10 protein-coding genes and 2 pseudogenes are annotated in these 14,923 nt (G+C 68.6%); 4 read left to right on the top strand and 8 right to left on the bottom strand.

Translation table 11 applies throughout. The annotated features are described in order from the left end of the window. Positions 1-7: 7 nt before the first annotated feature. Both ABH925_RS31870 and ABH925_RS31865 read left to right on the top strand, forming a co-directional pair. A complete protein-coding gene (locus ABH925_RS31870) occupies positions 8-886 on the top strand; it encodes a helix-turn-helix transcriptional regulator (RefSeq protein WP_370153658.1) in 879 nt (292 codons plus the stop codon). 264 nt (positions 887-1,150) lie between these two features. Beyond that, positions 1,151-1,744: pseudogene (locus ABH925_RS31865) on the top strand (hypothetical protein); the annotation flags it as partial. 882 nt (positions 1,745-2,626) lie between these two features. Here ABH925_RS31865 and ABH925_RS31860 read toward each other — a convergent pair. After that, on the bottom strand, positions 2,627-3,445 hold the full coding sequence (locus ABH925_RS31860) for a hypothetical protein (protein ID WP_370153656.1): 819 nt from the start codon (positions 3,443-3,445) through the stop codon (positions 2,627-2,629). Between the two features lie 222 nt (positions 3,446-3,667). Between ABH925_RS31860 and ABH925_RS31855 the strand changes: the two genes are divergently transcribed. Continuing rightward, positions 3,668-5,032, top strand: a complete 1,365-nt coding sequence (locus ABH925_RS31855) for a glutamate decarboxylase (protein ID WP_370153654.1) — start codon at positions 3,668-3,670, stop codon at positions 5,030-5,032. An 854-nt stretch (positions 5,033-5,886) separates the two neighbouring features. Here the strand turns inward: ABH925_RS31855 and ABH925_RS31850 are convergent. The 3 genes from ABH925_RS31850 to ABH925_RS31840 all read right to left on the bottom strand — a co-directional run bounded on the left by ABH925_RS31850 (position 5,887) and on the right by ABH925_RS31840 (position 8,610). Beyond that, the gene (locus tag ABH925_RS31850; protein WP_370153652.1) at positions 5,887-6,426 is read right to left on the bottom strand and encodes a hypothetical protein; all 540 of its coding nucleotides are present in this window, start codon (positions 6,424-6,426) and stop codon (positions 5,887-5,889) included. Continuing rightward, positions 6,423-7,022: a hypothetical protein gene (locus tag ABH925_RS31845; RefSeq protein ID WP_370153650.1), complete on the bottom strand. Its 600-nt coding sequence runs from the start codon at positions 7,020-7,022 to the stop codon at positions 6,423-6,425. Before ABH925_RS31845 ends, ABH925_RS31850 begins: the two co-directional genes overlap by 4 nt. A gap of 526 nt (positions 7,023-7,548) precedes the next feature. Next, entirely contained in the window at positions 7,549-8,610 is a 1,062-nt protein-coding gene (locus tag ABH925_RS31840; protein WP_370153649.1) for a hypothetical protein, read from the bottom strand. A 177-nt stretch (positions 8,611-8,787) separates the two neighbouring features. Between ABH925_RS31840 and ABH925_RS31835 the strand changes: the two genes are divergently transcribed. Continuing rightward, positions 8,788-11,160, top strand: a complete 2,373-nt coding sequence (locus ABH925_RS31835) for a tetratricopeptide repeat protein (protein WP_370153647.1) — start codon at positions 8,788-8,790, stop codon at positions 11,158-11,160. 219 nt (positions 11,161-11,379) lie between these two features. Here the strand turns inward: ABH925_RS31835 and ABH925_RS31830 are convergent, their stop codons facing one another. From ABH925_RS31830 to ABH925_RS31815, 4 genes and pseudogenes are all read right to left on the bottom strand, one after another. After that, positions 11,380-12,336, bottom strand: coding sequence for an IS5 family transposase (locus ABH925_RS31830; protein WP_370153645.1), 957 nt, complete (start codon positions 12,334-12,336; stop codon positions 11,380-11,382). 227 nt (positions 12,337-12,563) lie between these two features. Next, on the bottom strand, positions 12,564-13,070 hold the full coding sequence (locus tag ABH925_RS31825; RefSeq protein ID WP_370153644.1) for a hypothetical protein: 507 nt from the start codon (positions 13,068-13,070) through the stop codon (positions 12,564-12,566). Positions 13,071-13,465: 395 nt separating this feature from the next. Continuing rightward, a complete protein-coding gene (locus ABH925_RS31820) occupies positions 13,466-14,059 on the bottom strand; it encodes a hypothetical protein (RefSeq protein WP_370153642.1) in 594 nt (197 codons plus the stop codon). A 586-nt stretch (positions 14,060-14,645) separates the two neighbouring features. Further along, positions 14,646-14,923, bottom strand: a pseudogene (locus tag ABH925_RS31815) (hypothetical protein); the annotation flags it as partial.

The following is a 14,923-nucleotide window of genomic DNA, read 5'->3' as shown; positions in this document are numbered from 1 at the left end:
CAGGAGGATGAAGTGCATGACGACGACACCCCCTGGGGCCGGACTGGGTGCGGCGATCCACACGTGGCGGAACCGGCTTCCCCCGTCGGCCGCCGGGCTGCCGGTCGTCCGCAAGCGCCGGGCTGTCGGGCTGCGGCGCGAGGAACTGGCTGACCTGGCCGGAGTGTCGGTCGACTACGTCGTGCGTCTGGAGCAGGGGCGGGCCACGACACCCTCGGCGTCGGTGGTGGCGTCCCTGGCACGCGCCCTCCAGCTGTCCACCGCCGAGCGGGACCACCTCTACCGGCTGGCCCAGATCGCGCCGCCGGCGGACGGCACGATCTGCGACCATCTCCCGTCCGGTATGCAACGAGTGCTCGTCCGCCTCGGAGACGTACCGGTTGCCGTGTTCGCGGCGGACTGGCAACTGGTGTGGTGGAACCACGGGTGGGCCGCCCTGCTGGGCGACCCCTTGGCCTCGCCGCCGCGGATGCGCAACTTCGCCCGCGACAGGTTCCCGGTGGGCGCCGATCACACCCCCCTCGTGCTGTGGCCGGTCATCGATACGGACCCCGACACCACCGACGCCGCCCTCGTCTCCGACCTGCGCCGCGCCACCGGCCGCTTCCCCCGGGACAGTCGCCTGGCCGCGCTGGTCCGCGACCTGAGCGCAGGCAACCAGAGGTTCGCCGAGCTGTGGGCGACGGGAGAGGTGACCGCGAACCGCGAGGTCCGCAAGACGGTCGACCACCCGTCGGTGGGCCCGGTCACGGTGGACTGCGATGTCCTGACCGACGGCGACACCGAGCTCAAGATCGTCATCATGACCGCCGCGCCGGGCAGCGAGGACGAGACCAAACTCCAGCTCACCACCGTCGTCGGCCCACCAGCCGGCACACGCAACTGATCCGCCCCGCGCGCCGGCCGACCGGCGGCTCACGGTCCCCTGCCAATCGCTTCGCGTCGTGGGGACCCTTTCAAGCGGCCAACTCCACGGAGGGGTCGGCAGTGGGACACGGCGCAACGAGACGCCCTTGTGCTCTCACAGGCCCGGAACGGAAACGCACAGTGATCCCCGTGCCGCTGCACCGCTGGAGGGATCCCGGCCTCCTCGGCGCCACCGGCCCCGGGGAACACGGTCCCTTCGGCCCCTGGCCCGAACCCGAAGAGGATGAGACCGCTGCCGTATGCAGCACACCCGGGCCTCATCAGGACTGGGGAACCGCAGCAAGATCAATCTCACCGGGATTTCCTGTGTCAACCACTCACACCCGGATACCTCGTCGCAGCCGTCGACCACACCTACGAAAGCACCGGGACGGCTTTCCCCGACGGGCGGACGCTCGGCTGCTTCCTGTGCAACCACATGCCCGCAGATCCGGCGGTGATCGCCCAAAGTCGCGCCAGAGACCTCTCCTTCGTCCTCGACCAGCTGACCCGTCGCACTACCGACCAGAAGTACGCGCACATGATCGACCCCAACCGCATCGGCATGGCCGGACACTCCCTGGGCGGCGACGCCACACTCAGGACCATGGCCGCCGACAAGCGGGTGCGAGCCGGAGCGAACTTGGACGGTACCTTCAGCGAGCCCATTGCGGCCGCCGCCGTCGGCGGCCGCCCATTCCTGATGATCGGCACCCAGATCGACCACAACGCGGGCGGTTCGGACACCAGTTGGGGAACAACCTGGGCCGGCCTGCACGGCTGGAAGCGGTGGCTGACCGTCGCCGGCACCGTCCATTTCAGCTTCACCGACGTACCCGTCCTCAGCGCCGAGGCAGGTCTTCCCACGCCCAACGGGCAGACGCCCCCCGCGCGATGGACATCACCCGAACCTACCTCGGTGCCTTCTTCGACCAGCAGCTCAAGGGCACCCCACAGCCGCTGCTCGACGGACCGTCGCCGGCCGACCCCGAGGTTGCCTTCCAGAACCCCTGAGCCCCACGGTTGATCTTGCTCCGCACGAGCCGACGGCCCGCCCCCCGCGCCGGAGCGGACGGCGTCATAGGCATAACCGTAACTCTGTTCGAATATCCTCGGATGGCGGCGCGCCGGGCAAGGCTACGGCGTCCCTCCCCGGCGCTGTTGGTTCTCTGCTGCGGCCTGTCGGGGCAGGCAGATCGGGCAGGTGTTCACCGTTCCTTCGGTGCTCATCCGGGCGGCGTCCTGGCGGCTGGCAGCAGGCGGGATTCGGCGGCGCTGCCCGTGGTCCAGCACCCACGCTTGTGCAGCTCGCCGTGGGCAGCACGGCCGGCGAACAGCACCAGCTCCACCTCCGGCTCGGACTCCACCTCTGGCTGGGCGCGGGGGCGGGGCCACCGGGGACGGTGCTGTAGTCCTGACCTCGGACCGGGGTGATCATGTCGGCCGGACAGGAGAACTCGACCGGATAGGGTTCCACCCGGTCGGCACTGCCTTCCCCGTAGCCGACTGGGGAAGTGGCGATACTCGGACCTTGCACTATGTGATGGCTCCGACCGCTTCGCTCTCAGAGGGCAATCCGATCACATCAAATGCCCGCCGAGTCGGACGTCTCGCCTGAGCGGCATCAACTTTGGTCCCCCGCCACCCACAGTTGCGGGGGAAGCAATACAGGGGCATCCCCGGTATGGCCAGCACCACCGACCAGCGGCTTCGGATCCGACTACCCTGCGGGCTGTGGCGCCATGCGCTCGACCAGGAGCAACGTCGCGCCCGCGAAGAACAGCACAGCGCCGATCAGGGTGCCGAGGTTCGACACCGGCGCGCTCAGCAGATCAGTCGTTCCCGGCTCGACGAACGCGGCCACGGCCGACACGGCGAACGTGATCGAGCCCGCCAGGTTCACGGCGGCGATCCACCAGGCGACCGAGCGGGTACACCAGGCCGCCCAGCCGTGGCAGACCTCGAACCAGGCGAGGACGCTCGCGACCAGGAAGCACACGGACCCGACGGCGTCGGGCCGCCAGACGTGGTGGCGGTACTGCGTGGAACTGATCGCTGCCCCAACCGCCACCGCGGTGCTGACGTTGAATGCCAGCGTGCCGACGAACTGCCACGCCGTCGCCCACCAGTCGATCTGATGCGGCAGGTACACCAGCGCGCGGCGACCATGGGGCCGTGCGGCGACGGGCGCGGCGTCGACCGCCTCCCGGTACTGCAGGAAACCGGCCGCAGTGAAGAAGACCGAACCGATGAAGAACGTCAGCCCGTCGGCCCGGACACCCACGGCGGCGGCGTAGGCCGGTACCACGCCGAGGGCGAAGAGCAAGGAGCCGATCGCGAACAGGACCCCGATCCACCACGCGCGCTCGCGCGGAGCCCACCAGACATTGCCCCCGGACGGCCGAGGCGCGAGGTGCTTGCGATGCCAGCGCGACTCCCAGCGCTCTAGGCTCCCGTCGGAGCGGACCCTCTCCCGCAACGTTACGAAGCGCCCGAATCCGGTCTCCCGTACGGGGCCGACACGCTCGCCAGGCACCACTGCCTCCCGCTGCTGCGCTTCGACTCGGCTCCGGGTGATCAGGCTAAGGCTCCGACGTGCTGTTCAGGCGTCGACACCCTGATCAAGCCGCGTCGCGCATACTCGCGACCTGATCCAAATGGCACCCTCAGCTCAGCGAATCTGCACCCCTTCGGATGTATTCCGAGCCCGATCCACAGGTCCTGGGCATGGCCCCCGCGCCGGAGGCGATTGAATCTCGGCATGACCAAGAGTGACGCCGCATCCCTGTTCGGTAACCGTTTCCTCACCGCGCCCGCTCCTTCGGAGACGTTTCCCGAGGAGGGCATGACGGCGACGGACGCGATGAGACTGCTGGACGAGGACCTCGCCATGGAGGGCGACCCACAGCGCAATCTGGCCACGTTCGTCACCACGTGGATGGAGCCGGAGGCACGACGGATCATCGCCGAGAACCTCCACCGCAACTTCATCGACCACGCGGAGTACCCAATCTCCGCCGAGATCGAGCAGCGCTGCGTGCGCATGCTCGCGGACCTCTTCCACGCACCTGGCAAGACCACCGGATGTCGGACCCAGGGCTCGTCCGAGGCGATCATGCTCGGGGCGCTGTCGCTGAAGTGGAAGTGGCAGGAGCGCCGCCAGGCGGCCAACCTGTCGGTCGACCGACCCAACCTGGTCTTCGGCGGCGACGTCCACGTCGTGTGGGAGAAATTCTGCCGCTACTTCGACGTCGAGCCGCGGATCGTGCCGCTCGCCGAAAACAAGTACACGATCGGCCCTGAGGACGTGAAACCCCATCTCGACGAGAACACGATCGGCGTCGTCGCCGTCCTGGGCACCACATTCACCGGCCACAAGGACGACGTCGTCGGGATCGACAAGCTGCTACGGGACGTCCACAAGGAACGGGACCTCGACATCCCGATCCACGTTGACGCCGCCAGCGGCGGCTTCGTGTGGCCCTTCCTCTACCCCGACTCGAAATGGGACTTCCAGCTCGAACGGGTCCGCTCGATCAACGTCTCGGGACACAAGTACGGCCTGGTCTACCCCGGCATCGGGTGGCTGGTCTTCCGCGAGGAGTCCGACCTGGCCGAGAAGCTCGTGTTCTACGAGAACTACCTGGGCAAGACCGACGCAACCTTCACGCTGAACTTCTCGACCGGCGCGTCGATGGTGCTCGCGCAGTACTACAACTTCGTACGGCTGGGTCGCCAGGGCTACACCTACGTCATGGAGACGATGCAGTCGAACGCCCGCGCGTTGGCGGACAACCTGCGCAGCAGCGGCCGCTTCGAAGTGATCGGCAGCGACCACGAGCAGCTACCACTGGTCGCATTCCGCCTCACCGGCCAGCACGCCTACGACGAGTCCGACATCGCCTGGCAGCTCTCGGCCGAGCGCGGCTGGATGGTGCCGGCGTACACGCTTCCGCCCAACGCCGAGCGGGTGAAGATCCTGCGTGCCCTCGTCAAGGAGACCCTGAGCCGCGAGCAGATCAATCGCCTGTGCGAGGACATCGCCAACGCCTGTGCCACCTTGGACCACAAGGGTGCGACCAGCGAGGTCGAGCGGGCCCGGGTCAAGGGAGGGACCGGCTACTGACGCCCCTCTGGGACGGGCACCCGAGTCGCTCCCCGGGCCGAGGAGCAACGGGATCTTGATGCTGCTCCACCCGCCCCGCCACCAGCCGCCGATGACGCACCTGCACCACCGTCGCATGCTGCCGCCACCCCGCCACGTCCCAGTCCGGCCACAACCCGGGCTCCACCAGCGGCATCACCGGGTCCGGACTCCCCAACGGCACCGCCGGATCCACCTCCGGCACCGCAGGCACCCCGGGACCGGGGCCGGCCTCCTGCGCCAGGTTCACCCCCGGCAGCGCGGCCGGGTCGATAGAGGCGACCATCCGCGCGAACTCCGCCAGCCCCGCGTCCCACGGCAGGACATCAGCTCCGCTGTCCGGGCGCAGCTCGGCAGAGCTCTGGCGGGCGGCCCGGAACAGGCGCGCCAAGATGGACCGAGGCGTAGAAGCGCAGGTGCGCCAGGGCCCTGTCGGGGTCCTGGCCCGCCTCCAGCTCATGGAGGAATAACGAGACCTGACGGCTCAGCTGGTCACCCAGGATCTCTACCGCCCGGCGCGGTGTCGCCTCCTCCAGGTCCTCGCCGTCCTGCGCATCATCCCCGTCGTCGCCGCGCTCCTGGCCACCATCCGGGGCCGGCTGGTCATCCGCGCCGGGCGGGTGCCGGGTCCTGGACCTGGTCCTGGGGCCGACACTGGACCTGCTGGCGCAGACGGTCCGGGCCTGGCGCGAAGTCGGCCATGCCGGGCCGGCGGTCGCGGTGGCACCGGGTGCCGTCGGCAGTGGGTTCCGGCCCTGCCTGCGGTGAGGCGGGGCCGGAACGGGCAGTTGCCGGAACGCACTACGACGTGGTGAAGTAGCCGTACACGTCGGCGATCAGCTGGGTGCTGTCTGCGTGGTTGTAGATGTCGACCGCGCCGTCGGGCCCCAGCCGGGTCTGGACGTGGCCGGCGATGTCGCTCCACGGGTTGGTGTTGAGGCTGGAGGTGCCCGGCCTGGGCTGCTGGTCGGGCCAACGGTCAGATGGCTGGGCCGGGTCTCCTGCGTGGCGGTGAGGTTCACCACAGCGCCGATGGCACCGGCCGGAACGCCGCCGCGGCCGGTGACCGCAAGCCGGAGCGTGGAGTCCGGACCGAGCGGGTGACCGCCGGCGGGGGTGTCCAGTACCCGGCTCGGCGGAACGGGAGTGAACACCCCCTGGCCGTGGATGCTGTAGTAGCCGACCACGTCCTGGACGGCGTCCACGGACCCCCCGTTGTTGTGCACGGTGATCGAACCGTTGGAGACCGGGACGACCGCCTGGTTGGAGATGTCCTTGCCCGGCTCGTAGTTGACGGTCGAGGTGGTGAACGCGGCGCCGGTGGGCGCGGCGGTGAGATAGCTCCTGGTGCTGGCGTTGGTCGCGGTGAGGTTCACCAGGAGGGCGGAGGCGTCGGCCGGGATCCCGGGCGGGTGTAGCGGTAGGTGGTCTGGGTCTGGCCCGGCGTCATGCAGTACCCGAGAACGTCAAAGACGACATCGACCGAGCCCAGGTGGTTGTAGACCTCCACGCCCGCGACGCCCGTATACGGGTTGGGGCTGACCGGGACGGTGACGAGGTTGGCCACGTCGTGCCCCGGCGAGAAATTGAGTGTGGAGAAGGCCGGCCGGTGGCCCTGGTTCTCCAGGCCGGGAGCGCCGATGCTCAGGTAGCTGTTCGCATGGGCGTTGGTGGCGGTGACGTTCAGCACCACGGCGGTCGCCCCGTCCGGCACGTAGAAGACCGGGGTGGGCGGCATGTGCGAATAACAGACGTCGAGATCCACCTCGGTGAAGCTGTCCTGCGACAGGGTCGAGGAGGCGCCGCAGCTCGGGAAGCTGGACCGGGTGTCCAGGACCCGGGTCGGGCTGACCGGGACGAAACCGGACCGCGCCGGGGCACTGGCCACGGACCGGGTCGCCGCGAACGCCGGGGTCCAGACCCCGGCCAGAACGAGGGCCGCGGTGAGTAACGCGGCCAGACGCAGATGCATGATGAGCCCCCCAATGGAAAGTGTGCTGCGACCCCAGTTGGCTGGGAAAGCCTCCAATGCTGCCTGACGGCCTGCCAGGAGATGGCGGGGAAGACCAGGGCGGGGCCGTTGGGGCGCGATCAGTCGCGAACCGGGGCGAGACCGGAGAAACCCGAGGCGACCACGACGCACTGGCCACGGTTGTCGCTCCGGACCCCATCGCCGACCACCAGCTCCCCTCGGTCCAGCAGCAGCACCGGATCCCGCCGCCAACCGGGCCACCACCCGACGTCCTGGTCCCCGTCGGCGACCGACTGCCCGTGCTCGCGAATCCTGTGACGCCCGGCCCTGCCCGTGCCGCGTCACTGGATTCGGCAACCCGTCGTCGAGCGCCGAGCGGGTCGCCCGCTGGCGCGCCGAGCCCGATCCGGCGACCGGCCGGCTACAGGCACCGTGGGAACCCGGAACCGCCAACCGGCGAGGGCCCCCGCCGGTCGCCCCGCGCCCAAGAGAAGGCCAGGTGCGGGGCGGGCGTCAACGACGGGTGTTAGCAGCTGGGGGTACGGCAGGACCCAGAGTCGCGGGCTCCGGGTCCCCAGGCGAGTTCGAGGGCGCTGTTGCCGATGCTCGCTGACGGCGGGCTGTGAACGACGCCGATCTCCTCAATCTGCTCCTGCGGCGGTGTAACCCAGTACGCACTGTTGTCGATCCAGTCAAGCCCCCAGTGGGCGCTGTCGTGGATGACGGAGGTGCTGCCGCTGCACACCTTGTTGGTTTCGCTGTAGCCGAGGCCGATGCTGCCGACGCCGAGGCTGCCGCTCAAGGTGGCATCGTGGCATCCGGTCGACCCCGGCGCGGCGGTCCAGTTGACGACGGTGTTGCCGGACCCGTACCACATCAGGATGTAGAGCGTGTTGGGCTGGAGGAGCCCGGGGTTTTCAGTGGCGACGAGGTCGTCCCCGACGTACCAATCGCTGCCGTTAGTCTGGATCAGCCTGCGGGTGAAGCAACCCCACACCCCAATAACGTCGCGGGGGCCCGACGGCTGGATGCAGCCGGACTGGTAGAAGCTGCCACTGATGTCGTAGGGGACGACGCCCTTGACGGTCCGGTACTTGCCCAGTTGTGCGTTCGCGGCTGCCTTGGAGATGCCCGCGTTGAGTGCGTCGGTGTAGGTGGACCGACCTGCGGCCCGGTAGGCGCTGATGAGGTCGGCTCCGGAGCCGGCCTTCTTGTCGGTCTTGGGGAAGGTGACGGTCATGGCCCCGTAGCCCCCGTGGGCGGTGTTCCCGTTGCGCAGGTCCACGGTGACGCCGGGTGTCCCGGCGTAGGTGAACCCGGTGCCGTTGTTGGCGGTCCAGCGTGAGGTGACCGATCCGTCCTGGTTGCGGTGCTCGAACACCAGGCGCAACCCTTGTGCGGCGGCCTTCACCCCGACGACCTTGACGGCGTTGGACGAACCGAGAAGCTGCTCCGATGCCGTGGCGGGCGAGGCGGCGGGCGCCAACGCGGATGCCGGCGCGGCCAGGACACCGAGGACGGCGAGGCCTGCCGTCATCGCAGCACCTGCGGTGACGGTGAAATGCCGCCCGAACACGTTGAATTTCAAAATTGCTCCCTGTGGTGTACGTGCTGCTGTCTTGCCGCTTGGGCCAGCCTTGCGCGCTGCGGCACGACCAGGCTGCCGCGATAGGCCGGCCGGAGTCCCGTTCCCCATACAAGCCCACACACCCCACTCATAGACTTCGAGCTGTCAGGAGCACGGCATCGCGAAGCGGGAGGAACCGTGGACAACCTGCCAGGTGGCATGCCCGATCCGGGCAGAGCTCGCGATCTGGCCGAGTTCATCGGCTTACTCAGTGAGCTGCGCGAGTGGGCGAGCGCACCGTCCTACCGTTCCTTGGCCAAACGGGTCGGGCCACTGATCCGGCCGGCACGCGTCGTGCCGACGGCCACGGTCGTGGACGCCTTCAAGGCCGGACGGCGCCGCCTGGACCTGGATCTCGTGGTGGCGATCGTCCGGGCGCTCGGGGTGGACGAGCCGACGGTGGATTTTTGGCGACAGGCGTGTGTGCGGGTCCATGTCGAGGCCAAGACCGGGGGCGCTTCGGGGGTGCTGCGGCAGCTGCCTGCGGAGCTGGCCACCTTCACGGGTCGAGAGCGGGAACTTGGCGACGTGCTCAGCCTGGCGGTGGCACCCGCCGACGGTCAGGGTCGCAGCGCGGTAGTGATCTCGGCGATCGAGGGCATGGCCGGGGTGGGCAAGACCCAGCTGGCCGTGCATGCCGCTCACCGTCTGGTCGCCGAAGGCCACTACGCCGACCTCCAGCTGTATGTGAACCTGCGCGGCTTCGACGCCGAGCGCCCTGCGGCCGACCCGGCCGACGTCCTGGAAGCCTTTCTGCGTCAGCTCGGGACCCCGTCCCAGCAGATCCCCACCGACTTCGACCAGCGCGCTGCGATGTTCCGGGACCAGATGCACGACCGCCGGGCGCTGCTCCTGCTGGACAACGCCGCGGACGAACGACAGGTACGCGACCTCATACCGGCCGGCGGGAACAGCCTGGTGCTGGTCACCAGCCGCCGTCGCCTGGCAGGCCTGGACGGCGCCTGGCTGCTGGTCCTGGACACGTTCACCGCCGAGGAGAGCACCAAGCTGCTGGTCAGGATCCTGGGAGCAGAACGGGTGCGGGCCGAACCGCGGGCAGCAGCCGACATCGTGACGGAATGCGGCGGGCTGCCGCTGGCCGTGGCGATCGTCGCCGCGCGTCTGAGGTCGCGTCCGGCGTGGAGGCTGGCCGATCTGGCGCGGCAGCTGCGGACGGATCCGGCCGTCGGCCTGCGGGAGGGGAATCGGTCGCCGTGGCCGGTGTTTCGCCTGTCCTATGACGGGCTCCCCGGCCCGGCCAAGCGCGTGTTCCGGCTCCTGGCCGCCCATCCGGGCCGTGACGTCACCGTAGGGCCGACCGCGGCGCTGGCCGGGCTCGACACCGTCCAAGCACACATGATGCTGGAGCTATTGGCCGACGAGCACCTGCTCCAGCCGAAGGAGTCCGGCCGCTACGAGATGCACGACCTGCTGCGGGTCTTCGCCGGGGAGGTACTACTGGAGGAAGAGCCGGCCACTGCACGGGAGGCGGCTGTGATCAGGCTACTGAGGTGGTATGCCGTCGTCGGCGACGCAGCACGACGCATAGTCAGGCCGGAATTGCATCCCTTGGCGCCGCCTTCCGAGTGGACCGCCCGCCCTGCCATACGCTTCAGCAGCGAGGCGGAAGCCATGGCGTGGGCCGGGCAGGAGGCGGCGAACCTCCTCGCCGCGATCAACCTGGCCAACGACCAAGGCGATGCGCTGCTGTGCACCCGTCTCTACGCGGCGATCGACTGGTACCTCAGCATCGAGTACCGCTGGCACGATGTGACAACTGTCGGCGAGGCCGTACTGAAGAATGTCTCGCACGCGCAGGACGAGTCCGCGACCGCGTGGCTGCACCTCAGAATCGCCACCGCCTTGGAAGAGATGGGCCGATTCGAATCCTCTGAGGCGCACCTCGTCGCAGCCCTTGACACGTATCGCAGACTCGGAGACAACGACGGGCAACTGGCCGTGCTTGTTCGCTTCGCGGCCTGTGCTTCCACAGCGGGTCGACACGACGTAGCGTTCGCCATGATGGCAGAGGCCCTGTCCATCGCCCGCCTGTCCGGGGACCAGGACGCCGCGGCGAAGGTCCTGAACAGTCGAGCGATAACCCATCATCAGCTCCACCGTCCGGCGGAGGCGTTGAAGGACCTGCAAGAATCGCTCTCCTATGCCCGGTCCGGCAACAGCAGCCAGATGGTCGCGACCCTGGTCCGCAACCTGGGCTTCACCTACCTCGTGCTCGAGGACTACCTCGACGCGGAAGCCCAATTCGCCGAAGCGGCGACAATGTTCCACGAGCTGGGAGACACCTTCCGCCACGCCGAATCCCTGCACGGCGCAGCCCGGGCCCTGTACGGCCAAGGACACATCGCCGAAGCACGCCACAGCGCAGCACAGGGCGACGCCATCCTCAACCGCGCCGCCGGCGCGCAGGCGCAGCATCAACAGCGAAGGCTCGAGGCCTCGCCGCTGCGTTATGTCGAATCAGCCGCCATCGATGGAACTGCACGAGCGTGAGTGACACAACCACGAAGCCCTGACAGCCTGGACGGGCGCGGCAGCTCGCGGCTGCGCTTCTCCGTGCCGTTGCGCTGGTCGCGCCGGGGCCGGTCACGGTGCAGGAGCTGACCCGGGCGCTGGGGCGGGACGCGGCGCGGTTGAACGAGGTGGAGAAGGTGCGCCACCGTGCCTATGCGCTGGAGGCGCGCGGCTGGCTCCTTCGTGAGCGGGGCCTGATCAGCCCGGCCGCGGGTCCAGGCGCTCGGGCCGGAACTCCGGCCAGTGCAGACGCTCCTTCGCCAGCTTCCGCGGCAGCGTGACCAGGGCGGCCCACCACACCATCTGCGCGTGGTGGTCGGGCCGGCGCTCGTGGTCGCGGTTCAGGCGTCGCGCGCGGGAGAGCCACCCAAGGGTTCGTTCCACTACCCAGCGCCTGGCCACCGCCACGAACCCCGTACTTCCGTCGGGGCGCTTGACGACCTCGACCTGCACCCCGTGTCGGGCGAATGCCTGCGCGAGGGCCGGGCCCTGGTAGGCGGTGTCAGCCCATACGAGCTTGAGCAGGCGTCCGGGCTCGGCCATGAACGCCTCGATCAGCTCGGGTGCGGCCTTGGAGTCGTGCACGTTGGCCGCCGTGACGACCACTTCCAGTAGCAGGCCACCGGTGTCGGTCAGGATGTGGCGCTTGCGGCCGTCGCGCAGCTTGTCGCCGTCCACCCCGCGCGTGGCAGCGGGGCAGGTCTCCGAGCCGTCCACCGACTGCGCGTCCACAATGCCGGCGCTCGGCTCGGCCGCCCGTCCCTGCCGCCTGCGCTGCAGGCGACGTAGTCGCTGGTAGAGCTCGCGCACATAGCCGTGGCGCGACCAGCGGCGGAAGAAGTCGTACACCGCCCGCCAGTACGGATAGTCGACAGGCAGGGCACGCCACTTGCCCCCGTTGTCGACGGTGTAGCGCACCGCGTCGACCATCTCCCGGTGGCAATGGGACTCCGGACGCCCGCCCCGGCCCTCCAGCCAGGCCGGCACCGGCATCGACGCCCTGACCTGGGCCCACTCCGCGTCCGTCATGTCGGACGGGTAGCACGGCGCACGCCGCCCCGCCGGGACCGCCCCGAACTGGTGGACGTAGCAGTCACACGCCAGGGTGGCCGAAGTGGCACCGCAGGCCTCGGTGATGGTGAACTGGTCCAGCAACGGGCCTCCTGTGGCGGAGAGTTGGTCGACAACCTCATCTCTGCCGAGAGGCCCGTTCGCTTATGCGCACCCGACGGGCAGGACTCACGTTCGAGCCGTCACCCCCACCGCGCCCACCGAACACCGCCCGGTTCACCACCACGCACTGAATCAGCCCTGCCGCCACCGACTCGCGAGGCCAAAACGGCCCGCCGGAGAAACCGACGGACCGTCAGGCACGATCGAGGCTAACAGGTCACGCTCGTCCGACCGCCGTTATTGGCACCCGTCGAGTAGTCGTGGGCAGCGCCTGCGATCCACAGGTCACAGACCTGGAACTTCGTTTCTCCCCATACGTCAATGTAATCGTACTGGTACTTGATGTGTATCGCGGCGTCGATTGTCTTGGGGTACTGGAGTAGGTCGATGGAATACGGCAGCGTGGAAAATGCGTCAATATAGCCGTTGTCGGTTGCCGAAATCAGGGTATGCGTATTGGGGCCGTTTTCCAGCCAAATTGTCGGCTTCTCGAGCGGCCCGGTCCCGGAATCCCAGCCGGTGGGCCACCACGATGCCTGCGCGGTACGCGTTCCCGGATCGTACGTCTGAAGGAGGGTGCCGACGCGGTTGCCCACGCCGTGGCCTGTGTAGATCCGGGTCGAGCTGATGGTGATCGGACCGGACGCCTGCGCGGTGCCGGAACCAACCGCGATCAGGCCGGCCAGAAGGGCGAATGCGACAAGCGTGCGCTTCATGACGGAAATCAACGTCTTCCTCCAATTGTGTAGCCTCAGCGGCAGCGTCTTATCGCCACCCGCTGTACATCGGAGCTCCATTCAAGGGCTGGGCCAACACACCGAGGCCCAAGGTCAGGGGCAGAACCCCCCTCGAACTTGCCGCAGCGGCCCTCGACCAACTACTTCGAGCGACTCACCTAGGTGTCCCCACGCCGGCCGGGCCAACTCCCCGGAAGATTGGCTCTCAGCAGCCCAACTGGTGCCGAATGTAATCCCCCCGGGCCACGCCGATCTCGATGCGGTTCTCGTCGAATCCGTTGGCGATTCGCAGGCAGCCCCCAGCGAAGACGAACTCCACCGCAACCGTTCCAGCTGCCGGATCACACTCTGCCGGCCGCCGTTCAAGGAGCGTGTCAGCACGGTAGCGGGGTGTCTCCGAATACCGCCTGGTCCCAAGTGAAGCCGGCCAGCCCGTTGGTGTGGTCGACGACCAGATCCCACGTCCAGTGGGAGCCGTCGCTGGGGTCGTACACGGCGGGGAGGCTACATACGGATCCGATGCTGTCGCCGGGGTTCAGGACCTGGTGCTCCCAGTTGGCCTGGGGGTGCAGGTGGATCCAGGTTTGCGACGAGACGCCGCTAGCGCTGCCAGCGCTGCCACACCACTCGTTTGCCCCGCGGGACAGGTAACTCTCCAGGGTGTAGCCCGTGTTGTTGAGGGTCCTGTCGACTACCAGATCCCAGATGGTCCCCTCAGAGGCCACCCAGCACACGGTCCCGACGTCGTCACCAGCATTGATGGTCAGGTGGTCCGACTCGTAGGTCGGCAGGAAGTGCACCCATACGGAGCTGGTCGCCGGGGCGGCGACGGCAGTTCGGGCGGCGGAGGTCGCCGCCGTCGCCGTAGTCATCGGCTTGTCCGCAGCGGAGGCCGTGGTGGTGCCGACCAGGCTGACGCCCAGGGCCAGCGCCGCGATAGCCATTGCGGGCTTGAGGTGATTGCTCATCAGTTCTCCTCGATCTATGCCGTGATTACATTGCGTCGCGCCCCGCAAACGCGATCGGAGGGTGCGGAGGGTCGGCGCGCTCGTCCCAGGCCGCAGTTGATGTCTCCTGACACTTCGCTGCTCGGGCCGGCTGTGCGCGAAGCAGCACAACCAGGCTGCCCGGGGTGGCTGGGTGGAGTCCCGTTTCCCGTACGTATCCGTACACCCGCCTCATGGACTCGGATTGTCAGGGGCACGACGAAATGGGGGCATTATGGGTGAGCAGCACGGTTTGATGCCGGATCCGGGCAGAGTGGAGGATCTGGCGGAGTTCATAGGTCTGCTGGGTGAGTTGCGTGTCTGGGTGGGGATGCCGTCCTATCGGCTGCTGGCCAAACGGGTCGGTCCGCTGATGCGGCCGCCGAGCGCCGTGTCAGCATCCACGGTCGCGGACGCGTTCAAGGCCGGGCGACGCCGCCTGAACCTGGACCTGGTCATGGCCCAATCACCCCCGGGGACGGCCCAGGCCAGGGCGGTGGCCGGATGCTCACCGCCCTGGCCTGGGCCGGGCTCTGAACCGGGATCAATCAGCCGGGACGGCTGTCCGTCAATTCAGGATCAGCGGGGCGGTGTTGTTCCTCGGGTTGGGATCCCAGGGAATCGTCGTGCTCGGCACCGGCTCGCCCCACACCAGCTGCACCAGGCCGCGCGCGTGCCGCACCATCGTCGTCACACGGAAGGTCACCGGGATCGCGAAGCTGTCGCCCGGGTAGGCCAGGATCGTGCTCAGGCCTGCCGAGCAGTATTCGACGGTGCTGCTGACGGTGTTGCAGTCCGGCCCGGGGACAACGGTGGCCCCCGGTGGCGCGGTGACCTTGACGAAGG

It is taken from the genome of Streptacidiphilus sp. EB129, from assembly GCF_041262645.1.
GTDB lineage: Bacteria > Actinomycetota > Actinomycetes > Streptomycetales > Streptomycetaceae > Streptacidiphilus.
Note: the sequence above shows the minus strand (reverse complement) of the source record. Positions and strands in the feature narration are given on the sequence as shown.

Bases quoted from the DNA above. Each gene is read 5' to 3' on its own strand.
- ABH925_RS31820 (WP_370153642.1), bottom strand. From the start codon at position 14,059: ATGAGCAATCACCTCAAGCCCGCAATGGCTATCGCGGCGCTGGCCCTG.
- ABH925_RS31845 (WP_370153650.1), bottom strand. From the start codon at position 7,022: ATGCATCTGCGTCTGGCCGCGTTACTCACCGCGGCCCTCGTTCTGGCC.
- ABH925_RS31870 (WP_370153658.1), top strand. From the start codon at position 8: ATGAAGTGCATGACGACGACACCCCCTGGGGCCGGACTGGGTGCGGCG.
- ABH925_RS31855 (WP_370153654.1), top strand. From the start codon at position 3,668: ATGACCAAGAGTGACGCCGCATCCCTGTTCGGTAACCGTTTCCTCACC.
- ABH925_RS31825 (WP_370153644.1), bottom strand. From the start codon at position 13,070: ATGAAGCGCACGCTTGTCGCATTCGCCCTTCTGGCCGGCCTGATCGCG.